Origin of the sequence: Halomonas sp. HG01 (assembly GCF_000968715.2) — a bacterium.
Classification (GTDB): domain Bacteria; phylum Pseudomonadota; class Gammaproteobacteria; order Pseudomonadales; family Halomonadaceae; genus Halomonas; species Halomonas halophila.
Genome location: NZ_CP022134.1, coordinates 2007207 through 2025677 on the forward strand (window position 1 = coordinate 2007207; position 18471 = coordinate 2025677).

Annotated in this window: 19 protein-coding genes; 14 read left to right on the forward strand and 5 right to left on the reverse strand. The window is 67.2% G+C overall.

Annotation, left to right across the window (positions count from 1 at the left end; genetic code table 11):
• The first annotated feature begins 57 nt into the window (after window positions 1–57).
• The 6 genes from UN84_RS09520 to UN84_RS09545 all read left to right on the forward strand — a co-directional run bounded on the left by UN84_RS09520 (window position 58) and on the right by UN84_RS09545 (window position 5308).
• Window positions 58–546: a LabA-like NYN domain-containing protein gene (locus tag UN84_RS09520; RefSeq protein ID WP_046078010.1), complete on the forward strand. Its 489-nt coding sequence runs from the start codon at window positions 58–60 to the stop codon at window positions 544–546.
• Window positions 547–665: 119 nt separating this feature from the next.
• Window positions 666–2408, forward strand: a complete 1743-nt coding sequence (locus UN84_RS09525; protein WP_046078009.1) for a sodium:solute symporter family protein — start codon at window positions 666–668, stop codon at window positions 2406–2408.
• Window positions 2409–2600: 192 nt separating this feature from the next.
• Window positions 2601–3737 carry a patatin-like phospholipase family protein gene (locus UN84_RS09530; protein ID WP_082090809.1) on the forward strand — a complete coding sequence of 379 codons (1137 nt, stop codon included), beginning with the start codon at window positions 2601–2603 and terminating at the stop codon, window positions 3735–3737.
• A gap of 103 nt (window positions 3738–3840) precedes the next feature.
• Window positions 3841–4179: a hypothetical protein gene (locus UN84_RS09535; RefSeq protein ID WP_046078008.1), complete on the forward strand. Its 339-nt coding sequence runs from the start codon at window positions 3841–3843 to the stop codon at window positions 4177–4179.
• Between the two features lie 35 nt (window positions 4180–4214).
• Complete coding sequence (locus UN84_RS09540; RefSeq protein ID WP_046078007.1) at window positions 4215–4673, forward strand: copper chaperone PCu(A)C; 459 nt, start codon at window positions 4215–4217, stop codon at window positions 4671–4673.
• Window positions 4674–4702: 29 nt separating this feature from the next.
• The gene (locus tag UN84_RS09545) at window positions 4703–5308 is read left to right on the forward strand and encodes an SCO family protein (RefSeq protein ID WP_046078006.1); all 606 of its coding nucleotides are present in this window, start codon (window positions 4703–4705) and stop codon (window positions 5306–5308) included.
• 65 nt (window positions 5309–5373) lie between these two features.
• On the opposite strand, the gene UN84_RS09550 is transcribed toward UN84_RS09545, so the two are convergent.
• Entirely contained in the window at window positions 5374–5700 is a 327-nt protein-coding gene (locus tag UN84_RS09550; RefSeq protein WP_046078005.1) for a TfoX/Sxy family protein, read from the reverse strand.
• Between the two features lie 399 nt (window positions 5701–6099).
• On the opposite strand from UN84_RS09550, the gene UN84_RS09555 reads away from it, so the two are divergent.
• On the forward strand, window positions 6100–6669 hold the full coding sequence (locus UN84_RS09555; protein WP_082090808.1) for a nucleotidyltransferase family protein: 570 nt from the start codon (window positions 6100–6102) through the stop codon (window positions 6667–6669).
• 88 nt (window positions 6670–6757) lie between these two features.
• Window positions 6758–7087: a hypothetical protein gene (locus UN84_RS09560; RefSeq protein WP_035595600.1), complete on the forward strand. Its 330-nt coding sequence runs from the start codon at window positions 6758–6760 to the stop codon at window positions 7085–7087.
• Between the two features lie 147 nt (window positions 7088–7234).
• Here the strand turns inward: UN84_RS09560 and UN84_RS09565 are convergent, their stop codons facing one another.
• A complete protein-coding gene (locus UN84_RS09565) occupies window positions 7235–8119 on the reverse strand; it encodes an AraC family transcriptional regulator (protein ID WP_046078004.1) in 885 nt (294 codons plus the stop codon).
• Window positions 8120–8329: 210 nt separating this feature from the next.
• Between UN84_RS09565 and UN84_RS09570 the strand changes: the two genes are divergently transcribed.
• The 6 genes from UN84_RS09570 (at window position 8330) to UN84_RS09595 (ending at window position 14886) form a co-directional block, all read left to right on the forward strand.
• Window positions 8330–9382: an NAD(P)-dependent alcohol dehydrogenase gene (locus tag UN84_RS09570; RefSeq protein WP_046078003.1), complete on the forward strand. Its 1053-nt coding sequence runs from the start codon at window positions 8330–8332 to the stop codon at window positions 9380–9382.
• 140 nt (window positions 9383–9522) lie between these two features.
• A complete protein-coding gene (locus UN84_RS09575) occupies window positions 9523–10521 on the forward strand; it encodes an NADP-dependent oxidoreductase (RefSeq protein ID WP_046078002.1) in 999 nt (332 codons plus the stop codon).
• Window positions 10518–11126: a nucleotidyltransferase family protein gene (locus UN84_RS09580; RefSeq protein WP_046078001.1), complete on the forward strand. Its 609-nt coding sequence runs from the start codon at window positions 10518–10520 to the stop codon at window positions 11124–11126. Before UN84_RS09575 ends, UN84_RS09580 begins: the two co-directional genes overlap by 4 nt.
• A gap of 51 nt (window positions 11127–11177) precedes the next feature.
• Window positions 11178–11648 carry a (2Fe-2S)-binding protein gene (locus UN84_RS09585; protein WP_035595611.1) on the forward strand — a complete coding sequence of 157 codons (471 nt, stop codon included), beginning with the start codon at window positions 11178–11180 and terminating at the stop codon, window positions 11646–11648.
• Entirely contained in the window at window positions 11648–13912 is a 2265-nt protein-coding gene (locus tag UN84_RS09590; RefSeq protein ID WP_046078000.1) for a xanthine dehydrogenase family protein molybdopterin-binding subunit, read from the forward strand. The genes UN84_RS09585 and UN84_RS09590 overlap by 1 nt, the downstream gene beginning before the upstream one ends.
• Window positions 13913–13914: 2 nt before the next feature.
• Window positions 13915–14886, forward strand: a complete 972-nt coding sequence (locus tag UN84_RS09595) for an XdhC family protein (RefSeq protein ID WP_046077999.1) — start codon at window positions 13915–13917, stop codon at window positions 14884–14886.
• Window positions 14887–14984: 98 nt separating this feature from the next.
• Here the strand turns inward: UN84_RS09595 and UN84_RS09600 are convergent, their stop codons facing one another.
• The 3 genes from UN84_RS09600 to UN84_RS09610 all read right to left on the reverse strand — a co-directional run bounded on the left by UN84_RS09600 (window position 14985) and on the right by UN84_RS09610 (window position 18448).
• Window positions 14985–15263 (reverse strand): hypothetical protein, encoded by a 279-nt coding sequence (locus UN84_RS09600; RefSeq protein WP_046077998.1) that lies wholly within the window; start codon window positions 15261–15263, stop codon window positions 14985–14987.
• 247 nt (window positions 15264–15510) lie between these two features.
• Window positions 15511–16368 carry a class I SAM-dependent methyltransferase gene (locus UN84_RS09605; RefSeq protein WP_046077997.1) on the reverse strand — a complete coding sequence of 286 codons (858 nt, stop codon included), beginning with the start codon at window positions 16366–16368 and terminating at the stop codon, window positions 15511–15513.
• A gap of 283 nt (window positions 16369–16651) precedes the next feature.
• The gene (locus UN84_RS09610; RefSeq protein ID WP_046077996.1) at window positions 16652–18448 is read right to left on the reverse strand and encodes an NAD(P)/FAD-dependent oxidoreductase; all 1797 of its coding nucleotides are present in this window, start codon (window positions 18446–18448) and stop codon (window positions 16652–16654) included.
• Window positions 18449–18471 lie beyond the last annotated feature (23 nt).

The window sequence follows — 18471 nt, forward strand, 5'->3', positions numbered from 1 at the left end:
CCGGCGCGCCGTTCTGCGGCGCGCCGGCTCTTCCCACCTCGCCCACCGAGACCCCGCATGCCCACGGCACTGATCCTGCTCGACGTCCAGAACCTCTACTACACCAGCCGCCAGGCCCACGGGCGCAACGTCGACTACAACGCCCTCTGGGCCCGCGCCACCGAGGGCCGGCGGGTTAGCCGCGCCATCGCCTACGCCATCGACCGCGGCGACGAAAAACAGCGCCAGTTCCAGAACATCCTTCGCGCCATCGGCTTCGAGGTGAAGCTCAAGCCCTTCATCCGACGCGCCGACGGCTCGGCCAAGGGCGACTGGGACGTGGGCATCACCCTGGACGCCATCGACCATGCGGTTGATGCCGACGTGGTGGTGCTGATCTCCGGCGACGGCGACTTCGCGCCGCTGGTCGACAGGCTGCGCGAACGGTTCGGGGTCGAGGTGGAGGTGTTCGGCGTGCCCGCCTATACCGCCGACGCCCTGATCCGCGCCGCCGACCGCTTCGTGCCCGTCGAGGGCGCGCTGCTGATGGGGTGCGCCAACCGCTAGCCGGCCCTGTGGCGGGGCCCATGTCGTATTGGCCTTGTATCATGACGCTGCGAGAACGCCCTGCCCCGGGCGTAACCGCATCATGAGGCAGCACAATTCGACAACACACGGTTCCCACCATGGTTTATACCAGCGCCATCCTGCTGAGCCTGATCGGCTACTTCGTCATCGGCCATCTGGCCGGACGACGGGTCAAGCACCTCGACGACTATCTGGTCGCCGGACGCAACGCCCCGACCTTCCTCATCCTCGGCACCCTGGTCGCCAGCTACCTGAGCACCAGCGCCTTTCTCGGCGAAACCGGCTTCGCCTATCAGGGCTATCCCTTCGTGATGCTCATCTTCGCCGCCATCAGCACCTCCGGCTGCCTGCTGGGCGCGCTGGCCTTCGGCCGCTATCTGCGCCGCAGCGGTGCCCTGACCGTGCCGGAGTTCTTCGGCAAGCGCTTCGCCTCCAAGCGCGTGCAGCGGATCGCCGGCCTGACCACGGTGCTCGGCCTGGGCGCCTACCTGCTGGGTGTGATGCAGGGCGCCGGCATCATGTTCCAGGAACTCACCGGCCTGCCCTACTGGGTCGGCCTGGTGCTGGTGTGGCTGACCTACACCGGCTTCATCCTCTACTCCGGCTCGCCGGGCGTGATGCTGACCGACACCATCATGTTCGTGATCTTCTCGGTGGCCGCCCTCGGCGGCTCGCTCTACATCATCCAGGACCTGGGCGGCTGGCACGGCGTGGTCGAGGGCCTGCTGACCCAGAGCGACAAGCCCGGCATCGCGCTCTGGCATGGCGTACTGCAGGGCGACGACGCGACCTTCGCCACGCCGGGCGAAGCGCTGACCTGGGGCCTGACCCTGGGCCTGGTGTGGGCCGCCGTACTGGCGGCGAGCCCCTGGCAGTCCAGCCGTTACCTGATGGCGCGCAACGAACACGTGGTCATGCGCTCGGCCATGCTCACCGCGGTATCGCTGGCAGTCTTCTATGCCCTGATGATGATGACCGGCGCGGCCATCAACCTCTACGACCCGACCCTGAACGGCGAACGCGCCATGGTCTGGGCCGCCCTCAACGTGCTGCCGACCTGGCTCGGCGTGGTGATCCTCACCGGCGTCTTCGCCGCCGGCCTGTCGTCCTGCTCCACCTTCCTGTCGATCATCGGCTTCAGCATCTCCAACGACATCATGCCGGCCAACAGCAGCGAGGCCGCGGCCATGCGTACCAGCCGGTTCGCGGTGCTGGGTGCCGGCCTGATCGCCTTGATCCTGGCGCTGTTCCAGCCGCCGGCGGTGATGGCCGTGGTGTGGTTCGCCGCGACCCTGTTCGCCTCGTCCTGGGGCCCGGTGGCGCTGATGAGCATCTGGAGCCGTCGCATCACCGCTGCCGGCGCCGGCTGGGGCCTGACGGTCGGCTTCATCGGCAACCTCATCCTGTCGCTGATGGTGCAGGCCGAATGGATCGCGCTGCCGACCTACCTGCACCCGGTGCTGCTCAGCACCCTGATGGCGCTGGTGGCAATCGCCGTGGCCTCGTCGATGACCCGGGTCAGCCAGGCCGAGAGCGACTATCGGGCCTTCCTGCATCGCGACGACGAGCACGAGCCCGCCGGCTGGGCCGCCGGCTCCCGCGGCGTCGCCGTGTTCACCATGCTGGCGGGCGTCGGCGTCGGCGCCTTCCTGTGGCGTCAGTACGCCGACACCCTGGCCGAGCTGGCCGGCCGCTTCGGCATCGCCGAGTCCGCGGTCACCGGCGCCTACGCCCTGGCCATCGGCTGCGGCGGCATGCTGGTGATCGCCGGTGCCGTGGGCTATCGCGTGGTACGCAGTCGCCACGCAGCGGCCCGTCAGGCCAGCACCGCCAACACCTGACCTTTCCGCCTTTCCGGCGCCGGGCCCCCTGCGGGGAGCGGCGCCGGCCCCTCCGTTCGAGCCCATCGCGCCCAAGGCCGATGGGCTCGCGTCATTATCGAGCACGGCCCTGTCGCTTGCGTCGACGGCAATCAACGCCATGGGGGACTACACTGCAGCGCAGCATGGCGACCGAGAACGGAGACGAGCCACATGACGAACGGCACCCCGACGGCAGCGCGCAAGCGCATCGACCTGGCGCTGCAGGGCGGCGGCTCCCACGGCGCCTTGACCTGGGGCGTGCTCGACCGCCTGCTGGAAGACGACCGGCTGGAAATCGATGCCATCAGCGGCACCAGCGCGGGGGCCATGAACGCCGTGATACTCGCCGACGGCCTGCACCGCAACGGCCGCGACGGTGCCCGCGAGGCACTGCGCGATTTCTGGCAGGCGGTGAGCCGGCTGTCGCGCTTCTCACCGCTACGCCGCACCTTCTGGGACCGGCTGGTAGGCAACGACAGCCTCGATCACTCACCGGGCTACCTGTTCATGGAGGGGCTGACCCGACTGGTCGACCCGGCACGCCTCAACCCGCTGGGCATCAACCCGCTGCGCGACCTGGTCAAGGAGCAGGTGGACTTCGAACGCGTCAACGCCTGCGGGCAGGTCAAGGTGTTCGTCAATGCCACCAACGTGCGCACCGGCCGCGCGACGATCTTCCGCCAACCCCACCTGTCGCTGGACACCCTGATGGCCTCGGCCTGCCTGCCCACCCTGTTCCCGGCCGTGGAGATCGACGGCGAGGCCTACTGGGACGGCGGCTACAGCGGCAATCCGGCGCTCTACCCGCTGGTCGACAACCGCGGCTGCAGCGACCTGGTGGTGGTGCAGGTCAATCCGCTGATGCGCCGCCAGCTGCCCGGCAGCGCCCGGGAGATCATCAACCGGGTCAACGAGATCACCTTCAACTCGAGCCTGATCAAGGAGCTGCGCAGCATCCAGCTGTTACAGCGGCTGATCGAGGTCGAGGGCCTGGAGCTCGAGCGTGTGCGCGCGATGCGCCTGCACCTGATCCATGCCGAGCAGGACGTCCAGGAGCTCAGTGCCTCAAGCAAGATGAACGCCGAGTGGGAATTCATCTCGCGGCTGCACGACCAGGGACGCGCCTGGGCCGAGCGCTGGCTCGACGCAAACTTCGATGCCCTCGGCCGGCACTCCTCCTTCGACCTCGATGCGGTCTTCGACGACACCTTCAGCCCGCTCACCTATCCCGGCGACGCTCCCGACGACCCCTGTCCCGACGCGTCGAAGCCCGATGGCGACGGGCGCGGCGACCGTCTCCAAGACTGATCCCACACCGCCACGCTGAGAGCCCAGCCCCGCGGCCAAATGCCGCGGGACACCGAGCGGCGCTCGCTTGCCCGTCTCCGGCCAGCGACATAGAATCGCCGGCATGACTCACAAGCGCCCTTTCATCTTCCTGCTGGCCATCCCGGTGGTTCTGATCCTGGCCCTCGCCGGCTTCATCTTCGGCGGCCAGGCGCTCTCCGACAGCGGCCTCGATCGCAAGATCCAGCAGGCCCTGGCCGACGAGCTCGGCACCAGCGGCGAGATCGAACTCAAGAACCTGCAGGAAGTCCAGTACGGCTACGGCATCTGCGGCCTGTATCGCACCGAGGACACGGAGCACGGCTACGCCTCCTTCTTCTACGATACCAACGCCGACCGCCTCACCCTGGACATCACCTCGCGCCGCTATCAGTCGCATTGCAGCCTGTCGGCCGTGTGCTGATTCCTCGGCCGCGTCCCGAACGGAGACACGACACCATGCCAAGCGCAAGACGCACCGCTCGCCAGTCCCGTCGAATGGCACTGGGCCTGCTGACGGCCCTGATGACGACCGCCACCGTGCAGGCAGCCGAGCTGGACGTCAGCGACGCCCGCCTGCGGCTGATGCCGGGCGACCTGCCCGCCGCCGGCTATTTCCGGCTGCATAACGCTGGCGACGAACGCGTCACCCTGACCGGCGCCGACAGCGACGCCTTCGAGCGCGTCATGCTGCACCGGACGGTGCAGGAAGACGGCATGTCGAGCATGCACGGCGTCTCCGAACTCGAGGTCGCGCCCGGCGACACCCTCGAGTTCGCGCCCAAGGGCTATCACCTGATGCTGATGCAGCGTAGCCAACCGCTGGCCGTAGGCGACGCACTCGAGGTCACGCTGGAGTTCGCCGACGCGCCGCCCCTGCCGGTGACCTTCGACGTGGTGTCTCCCGCCGCCCTGTAGTCGAGATACTGTCCGCCATGAGAGTGACCATGACCGCCATCCCGACCCGCCGGACGCTTGCTCGCTGGACTCTGCCGATGCTGGCAGCGCTGACGCTGGCCGGCTGCAGCGACCAGAACTGGCGCACCACCGACGTCTCCGAGATCATGCCGGCCCTCGACTTCACCCTGGTCGACGAGGACGGCGAGACGGTGCAGGCCGACGACTATCTCGGCAAGACCACGCTGCTGTACTTCGGCTACACCCACTGCCCGGACGTCTGCCCGACCACCCTGGCACGACTCTCGGCGGCTACCCACCAGCTCGACGAATCCCTCCGTGACGACGTTCAGGTGCTGTTCGTCTCGGTGGACCCGGCCCGCGACACCCCCGAGGTCATGGGCCGCTATGCCGATGCCTTCGGGCCCCAGTTCGTCGGCCTCACCGGCGAGACCGAGCAGATCGATGCGCTGACCAACCGCTATCGCATCACCTATTCCTACGACGAGCCGGACGCCGACGGCCGCTACGACGTCACCCATTCCAGCGCGGTCTTCGCCTTCGACCCGCAGGGCGATGCCCAGCTGCTGATGCGCGACAGCGACCCGCTGGACAACATCGTTGCCGATATCGAGCGCCTGGCCACCCAGAGCTGACGCCCAACGCCGGGCCATGGCAAGGTCTCTCGAAGAGTGTGACCCTCCCCGGGCCGCCACTCGCTTCAGGCGCCGCGACCTCGCCGTGCCGCCTGAAGCGAGCGGCAGGCCCATTCCTGCGCCAGCTCGGGATCCTCGAACAGCGCTTCCGGCGCCTGACGGTAGGAAAGCCTCACCACCTTGCCACGGCGCAGGTACTCGAAGGCCGGCAGCCCCTCGCGTTCGAAGTCCTCGACGTTCCCCGCATCCGTCTTGAGGTACAGCGTCTCATCGACCACCAGGGCAAACATCACCCCATCGTGATAGACCCCGTAACCGCCGAACATGCGCCGCAGATCGATCGGTCCCAGCCGTACGAACACATCGCGCAGATACTCCGTATACTCGCTCATGACAGCTCTCCATCAGGATAATGATCCATACGTCAGCTTGAATGCTTCCATTACCTGACGGTCACGTAACGTATCGCAGAGGACATTTACCTCGTCTCGCAGGTCACTTATGCTCAAAGTCATCTGATATCGTCGATCAGACATTCCGCTTCTCCATCGGGACACGCTGTACCGTGCCCCTTGGCCGAAAGGATTCGGTGCTGATGATCATTCGTCTTTTCCTTGATACGACCGACTGTCGGCGTTTCTCTCGCGATACCCACCAATCCGTCGAGGACGAATGTGCTATCACTGAGCCAGAAATACGAGCCCACCTTGAGGGCTTACCTGGAATGGCCGGAATAAGCACGCCTCCCGCATCAGAGTTAACAACCACTCGACAATACCGAAGGCTAGTGAATGGATAAGCATGGTGCAGGCATGATAGGCGCCGCAGACATGGTCAGGAAGTGGATAGAGAATGACCCTGAAAGACGGCAAGCGCTTGCCGCTGCCTCACGCCTTTCACTTCCAGACTGGTGCCTTGCCGCCGGCTTCGTGCGCAATCTTGTCTGGGACAAGCTTCATCAATTCACATCCATCACACCGCTGAACGATATCGACCTTGTCTACTTCGACCCATCGGATATATCCGCAAGCCGAGACCGGGACCTTGAACATCGCCTTTCCAGTATTCTCCATTTTCCTTGGTCAGTGAAGAATCAGGCCCGAATGCACACGAGAAACGGTGACAGCCCCTACACGTCAACTTCAGATGCCATGAGCCAATGGGTTGAGGTCGAAACGGCAGTTGGTGCCACCTTGAAAAATGGCCAAGACATTTCGCTCATTTCCCCCTTTGGACTCAAGGCGTTATTCGAACTCACGGTCACGCTGAACCCCAACAACCCGAAGCCACATGCACTCGACAAACGCTTGTGCGATAAGCGTTGGCTGGAAACCTGGCCCAAACTCTCGGTCAAAAAATGAAAGACAACACGCTCTTTTTCTGTCGCTGGCAAGCCACCCCGAATTTCGTAGTACACTACAGACTCGATAATCCACGAGAAGGAACCCGATGAGCACCGACGACCTGAAGGATTTCGAACGATCCATGCACGAGGAGATCGACGCCTTCCTCGAAGCCGAATCACAGCCCGCCAAACCGCAGAAGACGACCCGGCCCGCCGCCAAGAAGCCCCAGCCGCCCAGGGCCTCCGCCAGCGAGATGAAGACCGGCCATATCGTCAAGCTTGCCGTACGCACCAAGCAGCTGGAGATGGACACCGCCTTCGAGTACCACTCCACCAGCATCTCCAAGCTCGAGGCTCAGATGGAAGCCGAGAAGGCCGCCAACAAGGCCGGCTATCCGATCATCGGTTACGTGATCGATATCCAGCGGGTGTGATCGCGGCCACCACCGACGCGGCGCTCCTCGCCTCGATGCCCGGTCCTTTTGCGGCACCCATCTACTGCCCTACTTCCCGGGACGGTTCCGCTTCCTCGAGCGGGGCCATGAAGGAGGTTGCCGATCGAGGCCCACCACCCTGCCGGCTCACGACGTCTGCAGTGCCCGCTCTTCCTTGCGATGCTGCAGCGGCGAGGTGCCGAAACAGCGCTTATAGTCGCGGCTGAACTGCGACACGCTGCGATAGCCCACCGCCTCCGCGGCCTGATTGACGTTGCAGGCTTCCTGCACCAGCAGCTGCTGGGCCTTGATCAGCCGCAGTCGCTTCAGGTACTGCAGCGGCGACGCCTGGGTGACCTGCTTGAAGTGCTGATGGAAGGTCGTGGGACTCATGCTGGCCTGGCGCGCCAGATCCTCGACCGACACGTCATCCGCATAATGGGCATGCAGCCACGACAGCACCTGCACGATGCGCGAATAGTACCCCTGATGATGCACCAGCGCTCGCAGCGCCCCACCCTGTCGACCGCGAAGCGCCTCGAAGACCACGTCGCGCACCCGCTGTGGCCCCATGGCCGCGATCTCGTCCGGGTCGTGCAGCGTACGCAGCAATCGCTCCACCGCGCCTTCCATGCCGGCCGACATCGAGACCGAGTCCATGGGCACCGGCGACGCCTCTCCCCCTGTCATTTCGGCCATGGCCGCCACCAGCTCGCCGAGCAGCGCCGGATCCAGGCGAACCGATACGCCCAGCAGCGGCGCCTCCAGCGAGGCATGGGTCTCGCACTCGAAGGGCAGCGGCAGCGTCTGCACCAGGTACTGGCCGGGGCCATAATGAATCTCGCGGTCGCCGAGATATCCGATCTTGTACCCCTGGGCGACGATGATCAGGCTGGGATCATAGATCAGCGGCGTGCGTGGCACCGGTCGGCGTGAGGCCATCAGCGTGACGCCCGGCAGCCGCGTCGGGGTATAGCCGTCACGCTCGACCAGCGGCGAAATCAGCTCGATCAGAGGGCAGGTACGGGGCACGGACTGGCGTCTCCTGTGAAGGTGATGGCGAGATGATCGTGACAATTTTACCCACTATCGCATCCACCGGTCGCCCCATGCCGAAGGATTTGACAAAAATGACGGAGAAACGTCGACCCGATGCCGGCGCCTGGCATCCATAATGCTCGAGCGATTCGCCGAGGTGCCTTGGGCACCTCGAGCCCTCACTACCCGCCAGGAGGATGCTTCATGAGTCAGACCAACGCTTACGCGGCCTTCGCCGCCGACAAGCCGCTGGCCCCGTTCAGCGTCGAGCGTCGCCAGCCTCGCCCGGACGACGTCGCCATCGAGATCCTCTACTGCGGCGTCTGCCACAGCGACCTGCACTTCGCCCGCAATGACTGGGGCATGACCCGCTACCCGCTCGTGCCGGGTCACGAGATCGTCGGCCGCGTGACCGCCGTCGGCGACGAGGTCAGCCAACACCAGGTCGGCGATATCGTCGGCGTGGGCTGCATGGTCGATTCCTGCCGTCACTGTCAGCCCTGTGAGGACGGTAACGAGCAGTACTGCCTGAACGGTTTCACCATGACCTACGGCAGCGACGATCGCCACGACGGCAGCCTCACCCAGGGCGGTTACGCCGACCGGATCGTGGTCAGCGAGCACTTCGTGCTGCGCATGCCCGAGGGCATCGACCTGGCCTCCGCCGCACCGATCCTGTGCGCGGGCATCACCACCTACTCGCCGCTCAAGCACTACGGCGTCAAGCCGGGCCACAAGGTTGGCGTGATCGGCATGGGCGGCCTCGGGCACATGGGTGTCAAGCTCGCCAAGGCGCTGGGCGCCGAGGTCACGGTGTTCACCCGCTCCGAGGCCAAGGTCGAGGAGGCCCGCCGTCATGGCGCCCACCACGTGGTGGTCTCCACCGACGAGGAGCAGATGGCGGCGGTCGCCGAGACCTACGACTTCATGCTCGATACCGTACCGGTGCAGCACGACCTCAACCCTTACCTGGCGGCGCTGAAATACGACGGCACCCACATCCTGGTGGGCCTGCTCGACCCGATCGAGCCGGCGGTACAAGGCGCCAACCTGGTATTCAAGCGCCGCGTGCTGGCCGGCTCACTGATCGGTGGCATCGAGGAGACCCAGGAGCTGCTGGATTTCTGCGCCGAACACGACATCCGCTGCGATATCGAGACGGTGAACATCCAGGACATCAACACCGCCTTCGAGCGCATGGAGAAGGGCGACGTCCGCTACCGCTTCGTCATCGACATGGCCTCGCTCAAGGAATGAGGCACTGAGCGCTCACCCTCCGGCCGTCTCCCCGAGGCGGCCGGCGACGTCGTGGCCGCGGCTCGCTGGCCGATAATCGTCGCCATGGCGTAGGCTTTGAACCGCACCGATCTCGCCATCCCCCACCAGGAGAGCACGACATGCAGTCACGCTACTTCACCATCCACGCCCACCCCGAAGGCACGCCGGAACGCGATCTCTTCGAGCTGGAAACCGCCGAACTGCCGGCGCTGGCCGAGGGCGAGGTCCGGGTGCGAAACACCTGGCTCTCGGTGGATCCTTACATGCGAGGACGCATGACCGGCGTGACCACCTATATCGCGCCTTTCACGCTGGGGGCGCCGCTGGAAGGCGCCGCCATCGGCGAGGTGATCGAGTCACGCGCCGAAGCCTTTCCCACAGGCACCAAGGTCCGCCACATGGGCGGCTGGCGCGACGTCGCCCAGCTGCCCGCCGAGGGGCTCGAACGCCTACCCGCCTTCGACGTGCCGGAACAGGCCTACCTGGGCGTGCTGGGCATGCCCGGCATGACCGCCTGGGCCGGCCTGAACCGCATCGCCGAGATGAACGAAGGCGACAACGTGTTGGTCAGCGGCGCCGCCGGCGCGGTGGGCTCGCTGGCCGTGCAGCTGGCCAAGGCCAGGGGCGGCACCGTGGTCGGCATCGCCGGCTCCCAAGACAAGCTCGACTGGCTCGAGGCTCACGGTGTCAAGGCGGTCAGCTACAAGGGCCGCGACGCCGCCCAGCTCACCGCGGCGCTCAACGAGGCCTGCCCCGAGGGCTTCGACGTCTACTACGAGAACGTCGGCGGCGTATGCCTCGAGGCAGCGTTGAACACGCTGCGCGTCGGCGCGCGCATCGCGGTGTGCGGGCTGATCACCGGCTACAACGAGGCCACACCGAGCCCCGGCCCCAGCAACCTGGCGATGGTGCTGATTCGTCGTGCGCGCATGGAAGGCTTCATCGTCTTCGACCACTGGGCCCATTACCCGACGTTCCTCGAGGAAGTCGGCCCCCAGGTGGTCACCGGACGGCTCGACCACGAGGAAACCGTGGAAGACGGCCTGGAGCGCACCCCGGATGCCTTCCTCAAGCTGTTCGAGGGCGCCAACCGCGGCAAGATGCTGGTTAGGCTGTGAGACCTGAGCCGGTGGCGGTGATCCTGGCCGCCGGCGCTTCCCGGCGCTTCGGTGCCACGGACAAGCGTCTGGCCCGACTGCCCTCGGGCCGGACGCTGCTGGCCGCCACGCTCGCCACGGCGTCGGTGGTCTTTCCGCGTCTGTGGGTGGTGCTGCGCGAGGACGACGACCCCGTCGCCCTCGGCCTGGCGCCCGACACGCCGATCCTGCGCGCTCACCGTGCCGCGGACGGCCTCGGCGCCAGCCTGGCCGACGCCTTCGCCGCGCTGTGCTCCGACCCAAGCCTGTCCCGGGCGCCCGCCGCCGCGGTGCTGCTCGGCGACATGCCAAACATCGCCCCCGCGACGCTCGTGTCACTGAGCGATCGGGCCGCGACCGGGCACATCGTCCGCCCCCGGCACGCCGGCCGACCGGGCCATCCGGTGCTGTTCGGCCGCGACGTCTGGGCAGAGCTTGCCGCCCTCGACGGCGACGAGGGCGCACGGCGCGTCATCGCCCACCATCGCGACTGCAGCCATGAGATCGGGGTCGACGATCCCGGCATCCATCTCGATATCGACGCGCCCGACGATCTCACCGCCCTGTGGCGCGAGGACCGTGTCTAGACTGACCGGACGCAGACGCGCCAACCAAGAACGACAAGAGGAGAACGACCCGTGACGACCCTCACCATCAACGGGCAGACCCACGAGGTGGATGCCCCGGCCGACATGCCCCTGCTGTGGGCGATTCGCGATCTCGTCGGCTTCACCGGCACCAAGTACGGCTGCGGTCGCGGCCTGTGCGGCGCCTGCACCGTTCATCTGGACGGCCAGGCCACCCGCAGCTGCATCACCCCGATTGCCGCGGTGGGCGATCGCGAGATCACCACCATCGAGGCCATCGGCGACGACCCGGCCGGGGCCAGCGTGCAGCAGGCCTGGCGCGAGCTCGACGTGGTCCAGTGCGGCTACTGCCAGTCCGGCCAGATCATGTCGGCGACCGCCCTGCTGCAGGGCAACCCCGCGCCGGACGACAGTGCCATCGACGGCGCCATGAGTGGCAACATCTGCCGCTGCGCCACCTATGCCCGCATTCGTGCCGCCATCCACGAGGCCGCGGCCTCCCTCGGCCAGGAGGTGTCCTGATGCACGTCTTGAAGCAGCAAGCACAGTCCCGCGCCGCGGCCGCCCTGTCGACGGTCAACGTCAGCCGCCGCGGCTTCATGAAGGGCGCCTCCGGGCTCGCCCTGGGGCTCTACATCGCCCCGCTGCTGGGCCGTAACGGCCAGGCCCGGGCCGCCGGCCAAACGGGAGAGCAGGGCGAGTTCGCGCCCAACGCCTTCGTGCGCGTGACGCCGGAAGGCGAAGTGGTGGTGATCGCCAAGCACATCGAGATGGGTCAGGGCACCTACACCGGGCTCGCCACCCTGGTCGCCGAGGAGCTCGACGCCGACTGGGCTTCGGTGCGCGTCGAGGGCGCCCCGGCCGATACCCAGCGCTACCAGAACCTCGCCTTCGGCATCCAGGGCACCGGCGGCAGCACCTCCATCGCCAACTCCTTCGAGCAGATGCGACAGGCCGGCGCCAAGGCCCGGGCCATGCTGGTGGGCGCCGCCGCCGAGCAACTCGAGGTCTCGCCGGGCAGCCTCAGCGTCAACCAGAGCAAGGTCATCCACGAGGCCTCCAGGCGCGAGCTCGGCTTCGGCGAGCTGGCCGAGGCCGCCGCCGACCAGCCGGTGCCCGACGAGGTCACGCTGAAGTCGCCCGAGCAGTTCACGCTGATCGGCAAGCAGCGGCTGATGCGCCAGGACAGCCCGGCCAAGACCGACGGCAGCGCCCGCTTCACCCAGGACGTCCAGCTCGACGGCATGCTGATCGCCGTGCCGGCGCATCCGCCGCGCTTCGGCAGCCGGCTGACCGGCGTCGACGACGCCGAGGCGCTCAAGGTGCCGGGCGTGGTGGCCAGCGTACGCTTCCCCTCCCCGACCCGCGACGGCGACCTGATCGCGGTGCTGGCCACCAACACCTGGGCCGCCATCAAGGGCCGCGACGCCCTGACCCTCGAATGGGACGACAGCCAGGCGTTCACCATGGGCAGCGAGGCGCTCGAGGCCGACTACCGCGAGCGTGCCAGCCAACCCGGCGACACGGTCACCGACCGAGGCGACGCCAGCGCGGCACTCAACGAGGCCGACCAGGTCATCGAGGCCGACTACGTGGTGCCCTACCTGGCCCACGCCGCCATGGAGCCGCTCAACTGCGTGGTCGATCTCAAGGACGATCACGTCAATATCCTCAACGGCGAGCAGTGGCAGACCCTCGATCAGCAACAGGTCGCCAAGCTGCTCGATCTGCCCCCGGAACAGGTACGCATCCAGCAGCTGTTCGCCGGCGGCAGCTTCGGCCGCCGCGCCAACCCGGTCAGCGACTACGTGCTGGAGGCGGTGGCGATCGCCCTGGCCGCCCGTGACCAGGGCCAGGCCGTGCCGATCAAGATGGTCTGGACCCGCGAGGACGACACCCGCGGCGGCCACTATCGCCCCTTCAACTATCACCGCGCCCGCCTCGCCCTGGACGCCGACGGCAACCTGACCGCCTGGCACCAGCGCCTGGTCGGCCAGTCGATCATGACCGGCACGCCGATGGAATCGATGATGGTCAAGGACGGCATCGACCCCACCTCGGTGGAGGGCGTCGCCGAACTGGCCTACGGCGTGCCCTCGCTCAACGTCGAGCTGCACACGCCGAGCGATATCGGCGTGCCGGTGCAGTGGTGGCGCTCCGTGGGCCACACTCACACCGGCTTCTCCACCGAGAGCCTGATCGACGAGGCCGCCGTGGCGGCCGGCCAGGACCCTTACCGGTACCGCCGCGAGCGGCTCCATGAGCGCCCGCGCTGGCAGGGCGTGCTCGACCTGGCGGCCGAGAAGGCCGGCTGGTCGACGCCGCTGGAAGGCGGCGCCGAGGGCGTGAAGCGTGGCCGCGGCATCGCCGTCCACGAGTCCTTCGCCAGCTACGTCGCCCAGGTCGCCGAGGTCTCGGTCGACGCCGACGGCCAGCTCAAGGTCGACCGGGTGGTGTGCGCGGTGGACTGCGGGCTGGCGATCAACCCGGACATGGTCCGCGCCCAGATGGAAGGCGGCATCGGCTTCGCCCTGGCGGCGGCGCTGCACAGCGAGCTGACCCTCGACGACGGCCAGGTGCAGCAGTCGAACTTCCATGACTTCCAGGTGCTGCGCCTGAACGAGATGCCCGAGATCGAGGTGCATATCGTGCCGTCCGCCGAGGCGCCGACCGGCGTCGGCGAGCCCGGCGTGCCGCCGCTGGCACCGGCCGTGACCAACGCCATCTTCGCCGCCACCGGCCAGCGCATTCGTCGGCTGCCGATCGCCAACCAGCTGAAGGGCTGACCATGCGCGCACTGGATGTGGACGTGGTCGAGGCCGCGCGGCGCTGGCACGCCGAGGGTCATGACCTGTGGTGGTGCACGGTGCTCTCGACCTTCGGCTCAGCACCGCGCGAACCGGGCGCCCTGCTGGTCGCCCGGGCCGACGGCCGCCATGTGGGCTCGCTGTCCGGCGGCTGCGTGGAGGAGGATTTCCTGGAACGGCTCGCGGCGGGCGACTTCCGCGCGCCGGCCCAGGTCATCGCCTACGGCAACGGCCCCGACGCGCTGCACGGCAGCCGGGTGAGCCTGCCCTGCGAGGGGAGGCTCGAGGTGCTGATCGAGCACTGGCCGGCCGGCGCCGCGTCGGTGGCGGTGGCCGACGAGCTCGAGGCCTACGGCGAGGCGCTGCAGGGCGGCCAGCTGCTGGAGCGCCGCGTGGCCCTCGACGGCGGCGAGAGCCACTGGCAGCTGGCGGCGGCCATGGGGCCGGGCGTGACGCGCGAGGCAGAAGCGGTAAGCATCCACGTCGGCCCCGCCGCGCGGCTGCTGGTCGCCGGCCTCTCGCCGGTCAGCCAGTTCTGCGTACAGTTCGGCCTGGCGCTGGGCTTCGAGGTGGTGGTGTGCGATCCGCGCCCCGAGGCCTGGGAAGGCATCGAGCTCGGCGATGCCCACGGCCACCGCGAGCTGCCGAGCGAGTTCCTGCGCCGCGAGGGGGCGCACCGCATGACGGCGGTGGTCGCCGTCACCCACGACCCGCGTCTGGACGACCTGACCATGCTCGAGGCCGTGCGCGGTGACGCCTTCTACATCGGCGTCATGGGCTCCCGGCGCACCTCGGAGAAGCGTGCCGAGCGTCTCAGGCGCAGCGGCGGCATCGACGAGGCGGCCCTCGAACGCATTCACATGCCGATCGGCCTGGATCTCGGCAGCAAGACGCCGGCCGAGATCGCCCTGGCGACGGTGAGCGACATCGTGCGGGTAATGCGCGGGAAGTGACGGGCATTAAGTCCAACGAGCGCTCATCAACGAACGAGGCCCCGCTTGGCGGGGCCTTGTTCGTTCCGGCAAGAAGCCAGCGTGGCGGCGAGCACCTATCAGCTGGTGGCTTCCCGGGCCAGCGACAGAGCGTCGCCGGAAACATCGATGTGAGTCTCGTCGCTGTGGCTCGGCAGGCTGGCGCGAGCCTCCTTCATGGCCCTGCTGTCGCCATTGGCCTGGTCGACATCGACCTGCACGTTCGAGGCCTGATGACTCGGCGCCGAGAGCGGCTGCTGGTTGAGTTGCAGGGCACGCTCGGAGGCGTTGTCGTGAGCCTGGGCGGCCAGCGGCAGTGCGGCGATCAGCAGGGCGGAAAGGGTCAGTTTGGTGTTCATGATGGGCCTCCTTCGGGCGCGGGATGAGGTGAAAGTTGGCGTGTCTCGATGACTTGTTAGAAAGCTTACAGTTCAATATTTACGAACAAAAGCGGCTTAAATCGAAATATATTTTCGATTTAATAGAATGAAATAACGAGTGGCAGGTGCCGGCCCAGCGGGTCACATGAACGCAGAGAGGCACGGGCGGTTAACCCGTGCCTCTCTGGGTGGTGAACGGCGACGCGCCACCGCGCCATCGGAAGGTTCAGCCGTGGGACTTGCGGGCGACGATCGTCCAGGAACTCGACCCCATCACGATCCTGCCGCCCTGCTCGAAGGGCGTCAGCGCCTTGCGCAGCGCCGCCTCGATGTCGGGACGCTGCCGCTCGGCCTCCTCGCCGGCCTCGCGGAACACCTCTCCCGCCGGACCCAGCGCCAGCTGGAAACGCACCGCCTCCTCCACCGAGTCGCCCACCTCGACCGGGCCGTCGTTGCGGCCGAAACCGATGTCGGTAAAGCCGGCGATCTCGAGCTGCTGGCGGACCGTGTCGGGATCGGCCATCGAGAAGGGCCCGGGGCCACAGCTGCGCGCGTTGTCACCGGGAGGCGGCAGGAAGTCGAGCACCACCTCCTTCGGCAGCCCCAACCAGGGATTGTCGGCGATATCGCGCCAGACGATGAATACCAACTCCCCGCCGGGCTTCAGGGCCTGGAAGACGTTGCGCATGGCGGGGACCGGATGCTCGAAGAACATCATGCCGAAGCGCGAGAAGCACAGGTCGAAGTGCGCGGCGAAGGCGTAGTGCTCGACGTCGGCGGCCTCGAAGCGCACGTTGCGAACACCGGCTTCCTCGGCGCGACGCCGTGCGTCCTCGAGAAAGGCGTCGACGCAGTCGATGCCCAGCACCTCGCCCTCGGGGCCGGTCATTCGCGCAAGCTGAATGGCGGTATCGCCCCAGCCGCAACCCACGTCGAGAATGCGCGAGCCGGGGGACAGCTCCAGCTCCTCGAGGGCCACCCGGCTGTGGTAGCTGAGGCCATTCATCAGGATGTGCTGGTAGCGGTTGAACTTGTCGGCCAGCGTATCGTTCCAGAAGGCGACGTAGTCGCTGGGCGAGGACATTCCGGCCGACGGCGGGGATGGGGAGGATGAGGAGGGAAAAGCGGAAGGAGTGCTCATGACGGTCTCCCTTGGCGTGCCGGGTGGCACGTCCGAAGAACAGGAACCGCATGCCGGCAGGAGACCGTCCCTATCGCCCCTGTCGGCATCGCGGGGCTCGTTCTCTTAGTTCTAGCAGGTGCGCGTTATATGAGCAGGCTCGGCGGTCGGCCCCGAGGCGAACGCCCGGTGACACACGCAAGCGCCCTCCCGGAATCGGGAGGACGCGGAGACCGTGCGCCGACGTTCAGCTCAGGTGGTGAACTTCCTGCAGGCCATAGACGGGCGTGGGGATGCCCTCCAGCCGGGCCTTGAGCTGCAGTGCCAGGTACTGGGAGTAGTGGCGGGACTGGTGCAGGTTGCCGCCGTGGAACCACAGCGCCTGCTGCTGGGTCGGCTTCCACATGTTGCGCAGTTCGCCCTCCCAGGGGCCCGGATCCTTGGGCGTGTCGGAGCCCATGCCCCAGCACTTGCCGACCTTGTCGGCGACGTCCTGGGAGATGATCCGCGCCGCCCAGCCGTTCATCGAGCCGTAGCCGGTGGCGTAGACGATCAGGTCCGCGGGCAGCTCCGAGCCGTCGGTCAGGGTCACCGAGTGCGGGTTGATGCGCTCGATGCTCACACCGCTGCGCAGCTTGATGTCGCCGTTGGCCACCAGATCACAGGCGCCCACGTCGATGTAGTAGCCGGAGCCGCGACGCAGATACTTCAGGAACAGGCCGGAGTCGTCGGCGCCGAAGTCGAGCAGGAAGCCGGCCGCCTCGAGCCGGCGATAGAAGTCGGCGTCACGCTCGCGGATGGCGTCGAAGGCCGGACGCTGGAAGTCCGGCAGCACCTTGTAGGGAATCGAGGCGAAGATCAGGTCGGCCTTGTGGTGATCGATGCCGTTCTGCAGCGCCTGTTCGGAGTACAGCGGCCCCAGCGCCTCCTCCATCAGCGAGTCGGACTTCACCACGTGGGTGGAGGAGCGCTGCAGCATGGTCACGTCGGCGTCGTGCTCCCACAGCGCCGCACAGATGTCATGGGCGGAGTTGTTGGAGCCCACCACCACGACCTTCTTGCCGCGATAGGCATCCGGCCCCGGGTGCTGGCTGGAATGCTGCTGCTCGCCCTCGAAGGTCTCGGCACCGGGGAACTGCGGCACGTTGGGCATGCCGGACATGCCGGTGGCCAGCACCAGCTGCTTCGGCCGCAGGGTCACCCGCTCGCCGTCGCGATTGACCTCGACCACCCACTCGCCGCTGGCCTCGTCGAAGCGCGCGCTCTCGCACTCGGTGGAACTCCAGTAGTTGAGCTCCATCACCTTGGTGTACATCTCCAGCCAGTCGCCGACCTTGTCCTTGGGCGCGAACACCGGCCAGTTGTCCGGGAAGGGAATATAGGGCATGTGGTCGTACCACACCGGGTCGTGCAGGCACAGCGACTTGTAGCGGTTGCGCCAGGAATCCCCCGCCCGCGGATTCTTCTCGATCACGATGGTCGGCACGTTCATCTGCCGCAGGCGCGCCGCCAGGCCGATACCGCCCTGGCCGCCGCCGATGATCACGCAGTAGGGCTGACGCTGGTAGCCGAGCTCGGCCTCCTCGCGCTGGCGGGCCTCCAGCCAGGTCTCGCGCTGCTTGTTGGCACCGTGTTCGGCACCCTTGGGACGCTTGAGGCCGCTGGTCTCGGGAAAGTCCTTGAGTTCGCGCATGGCGGTCAGCAGCGTCCAGCAGCGGCCGTCCTTCAGGCGCAGCAGGCCCTTGCCCCGCGCCTCGGCGGTCTCGAAGGTGAACCAGGCCTCGACGACGCCAGCGGCCTCGCTGGCCTCGCCGTCCAGCTGCCAGTTCGAGGGCGCGACGCGATCCAGCGTCGCGTCGAGCATCGACTGGATCTCGTCCGGGCCTTCCAGCGTCTTGAGGTTCCAGGTGAAGGCGATCAGGTCGCGCCAGTAGCATTCCTCGCTGAACAGCGAGAGAACCCGCGCGATATCGCGTTGCTTCAGGGCGGCATCGAAGTCATCGAGCCATTGCCGGGCGATCTGAGTGGGCGTGCGTGCGGTCATGGCGTATCTCCGCTTGTTATTGG

What these genes read in the sequence shown, in the direction of transcription:
- UN84_RS09530 (WP_082090809.1), top strand. Translation starts at nt 2,601, where the DNA reads ATGACGAACGGCACCCCGACGGCAGCGCGCAAGCGCATCGACCTGGCG.
- UN84_RS09595 (WP_046077999.1), top strand. Translation starts at nt 13,915, where the DNA reads ATGCGCGCACTGGATGTGGACGTGGTCGAGGCCGCGCGGCGCTGGCAC.
- UN84_RS09555 (WP_082090808.1), top strand. Translation starts at nt 6,100, where the DNA reads ATGGATAAGCATGGTGCAGGCATGATAGGCGCCGCAGACATGGTCAGG.
- UN84_RS09605 (WP_046077997.1), bottom strand. Translation starts at nt 16,368, where the DNA reads ATGTCCTCGCCCAGCGACTACGTCGCCTTCTGGAACGATACGCTGGCC.
- UN84_RS09540 (WP_046078007.1), top strand. Translation starts at nt 4,215, where the DNA reads ATGCCAAGCGCAAGACGCACCGCTCGCCAGTCCCGTCGAATGGCACTG.
- UN84_RS09575 (WP_046078002.1), top strand. Translation starts at nt 9,523, where the DNA reads ATGCAGTCACGCTACTTCACCATCCACGCCCACCCCGAAGGCACGCCG.
- UN84_RS09520 (WP_046078010.1), top strand. Translation starts at nt 58, where the DNA reads ATGCCCACGGCACTGATCCTGCTCGACGTCCAGAACCTCTACTACACC.
- UN84_RS09570 (WP_046078003.1), top strand. Translation starts at nt 8,330, where the DNA reads ATGAGTCAGACCAACGCTTACGCGGCCTTCGCCGCCGACAAGCCGCTG.
- UN84_RS09525 (WP_046078009.1), top strand. Translation starts at nt 666, where the DNA reads ATGGTTTATACCAGCGCCATCCTGCTGAGCCTGATCGGCTACTTCGTC.
- UN84_RS09535 (WP_046078008.1), top strand. Translation starts at nt 3,841, where the DNA reads ATGACTCACAAGCGCCCTTTCATCTTCCTGCTGGCCATCCCGGTGGTT.
- UN84_RS09600 (WP_046077998.1), bottom strand. Translation starts at nt 15,263, where the DNA reads ATGAACACCAAACTGACCCTTTCCGCCCTGCTGATCGCCGCACTGCCG.
- UN84_RS09590 (WP_046078000.1), top strand. Translation starts at nt 11,648, where the DNA reads ATGCACGTCTTGAAGCAGCAAGCACAGTCCCGCGCCGCGGCCGCCCTG.
- UN84_RS09560 (WP_035595600.1), top strand. Translation starts at nt 6,758, where the DNA reads ATGAGCACCGACGACCTGAAGGATTTCGAACGATCCATGCACGAGGAG.
- UN84_RS09545 (WP_046078006.1), top strand. Translation starts at nt 4,703, where the DNA reads ATGACCGCCATCCCGACCCGCCGGACGCTTGCTCGCTGGACTCTGCCG.
- UN84_RS09550 (WP_046078005.1), bottom strand. Translation starts at nt 5,700, where the DNA reads ATGAGCGAGTATACGGAGTATCTGCGCGATGTGTTCGTACGGCTGGGA.
- UN84_RS09610 (WP_046077996.1), bottom strand. Translation starts at nt 18,448, where the DNA reads ATGACCGCACGCACGCCCACTCAGATCGCCCGGCAATGGCTCGATGAC.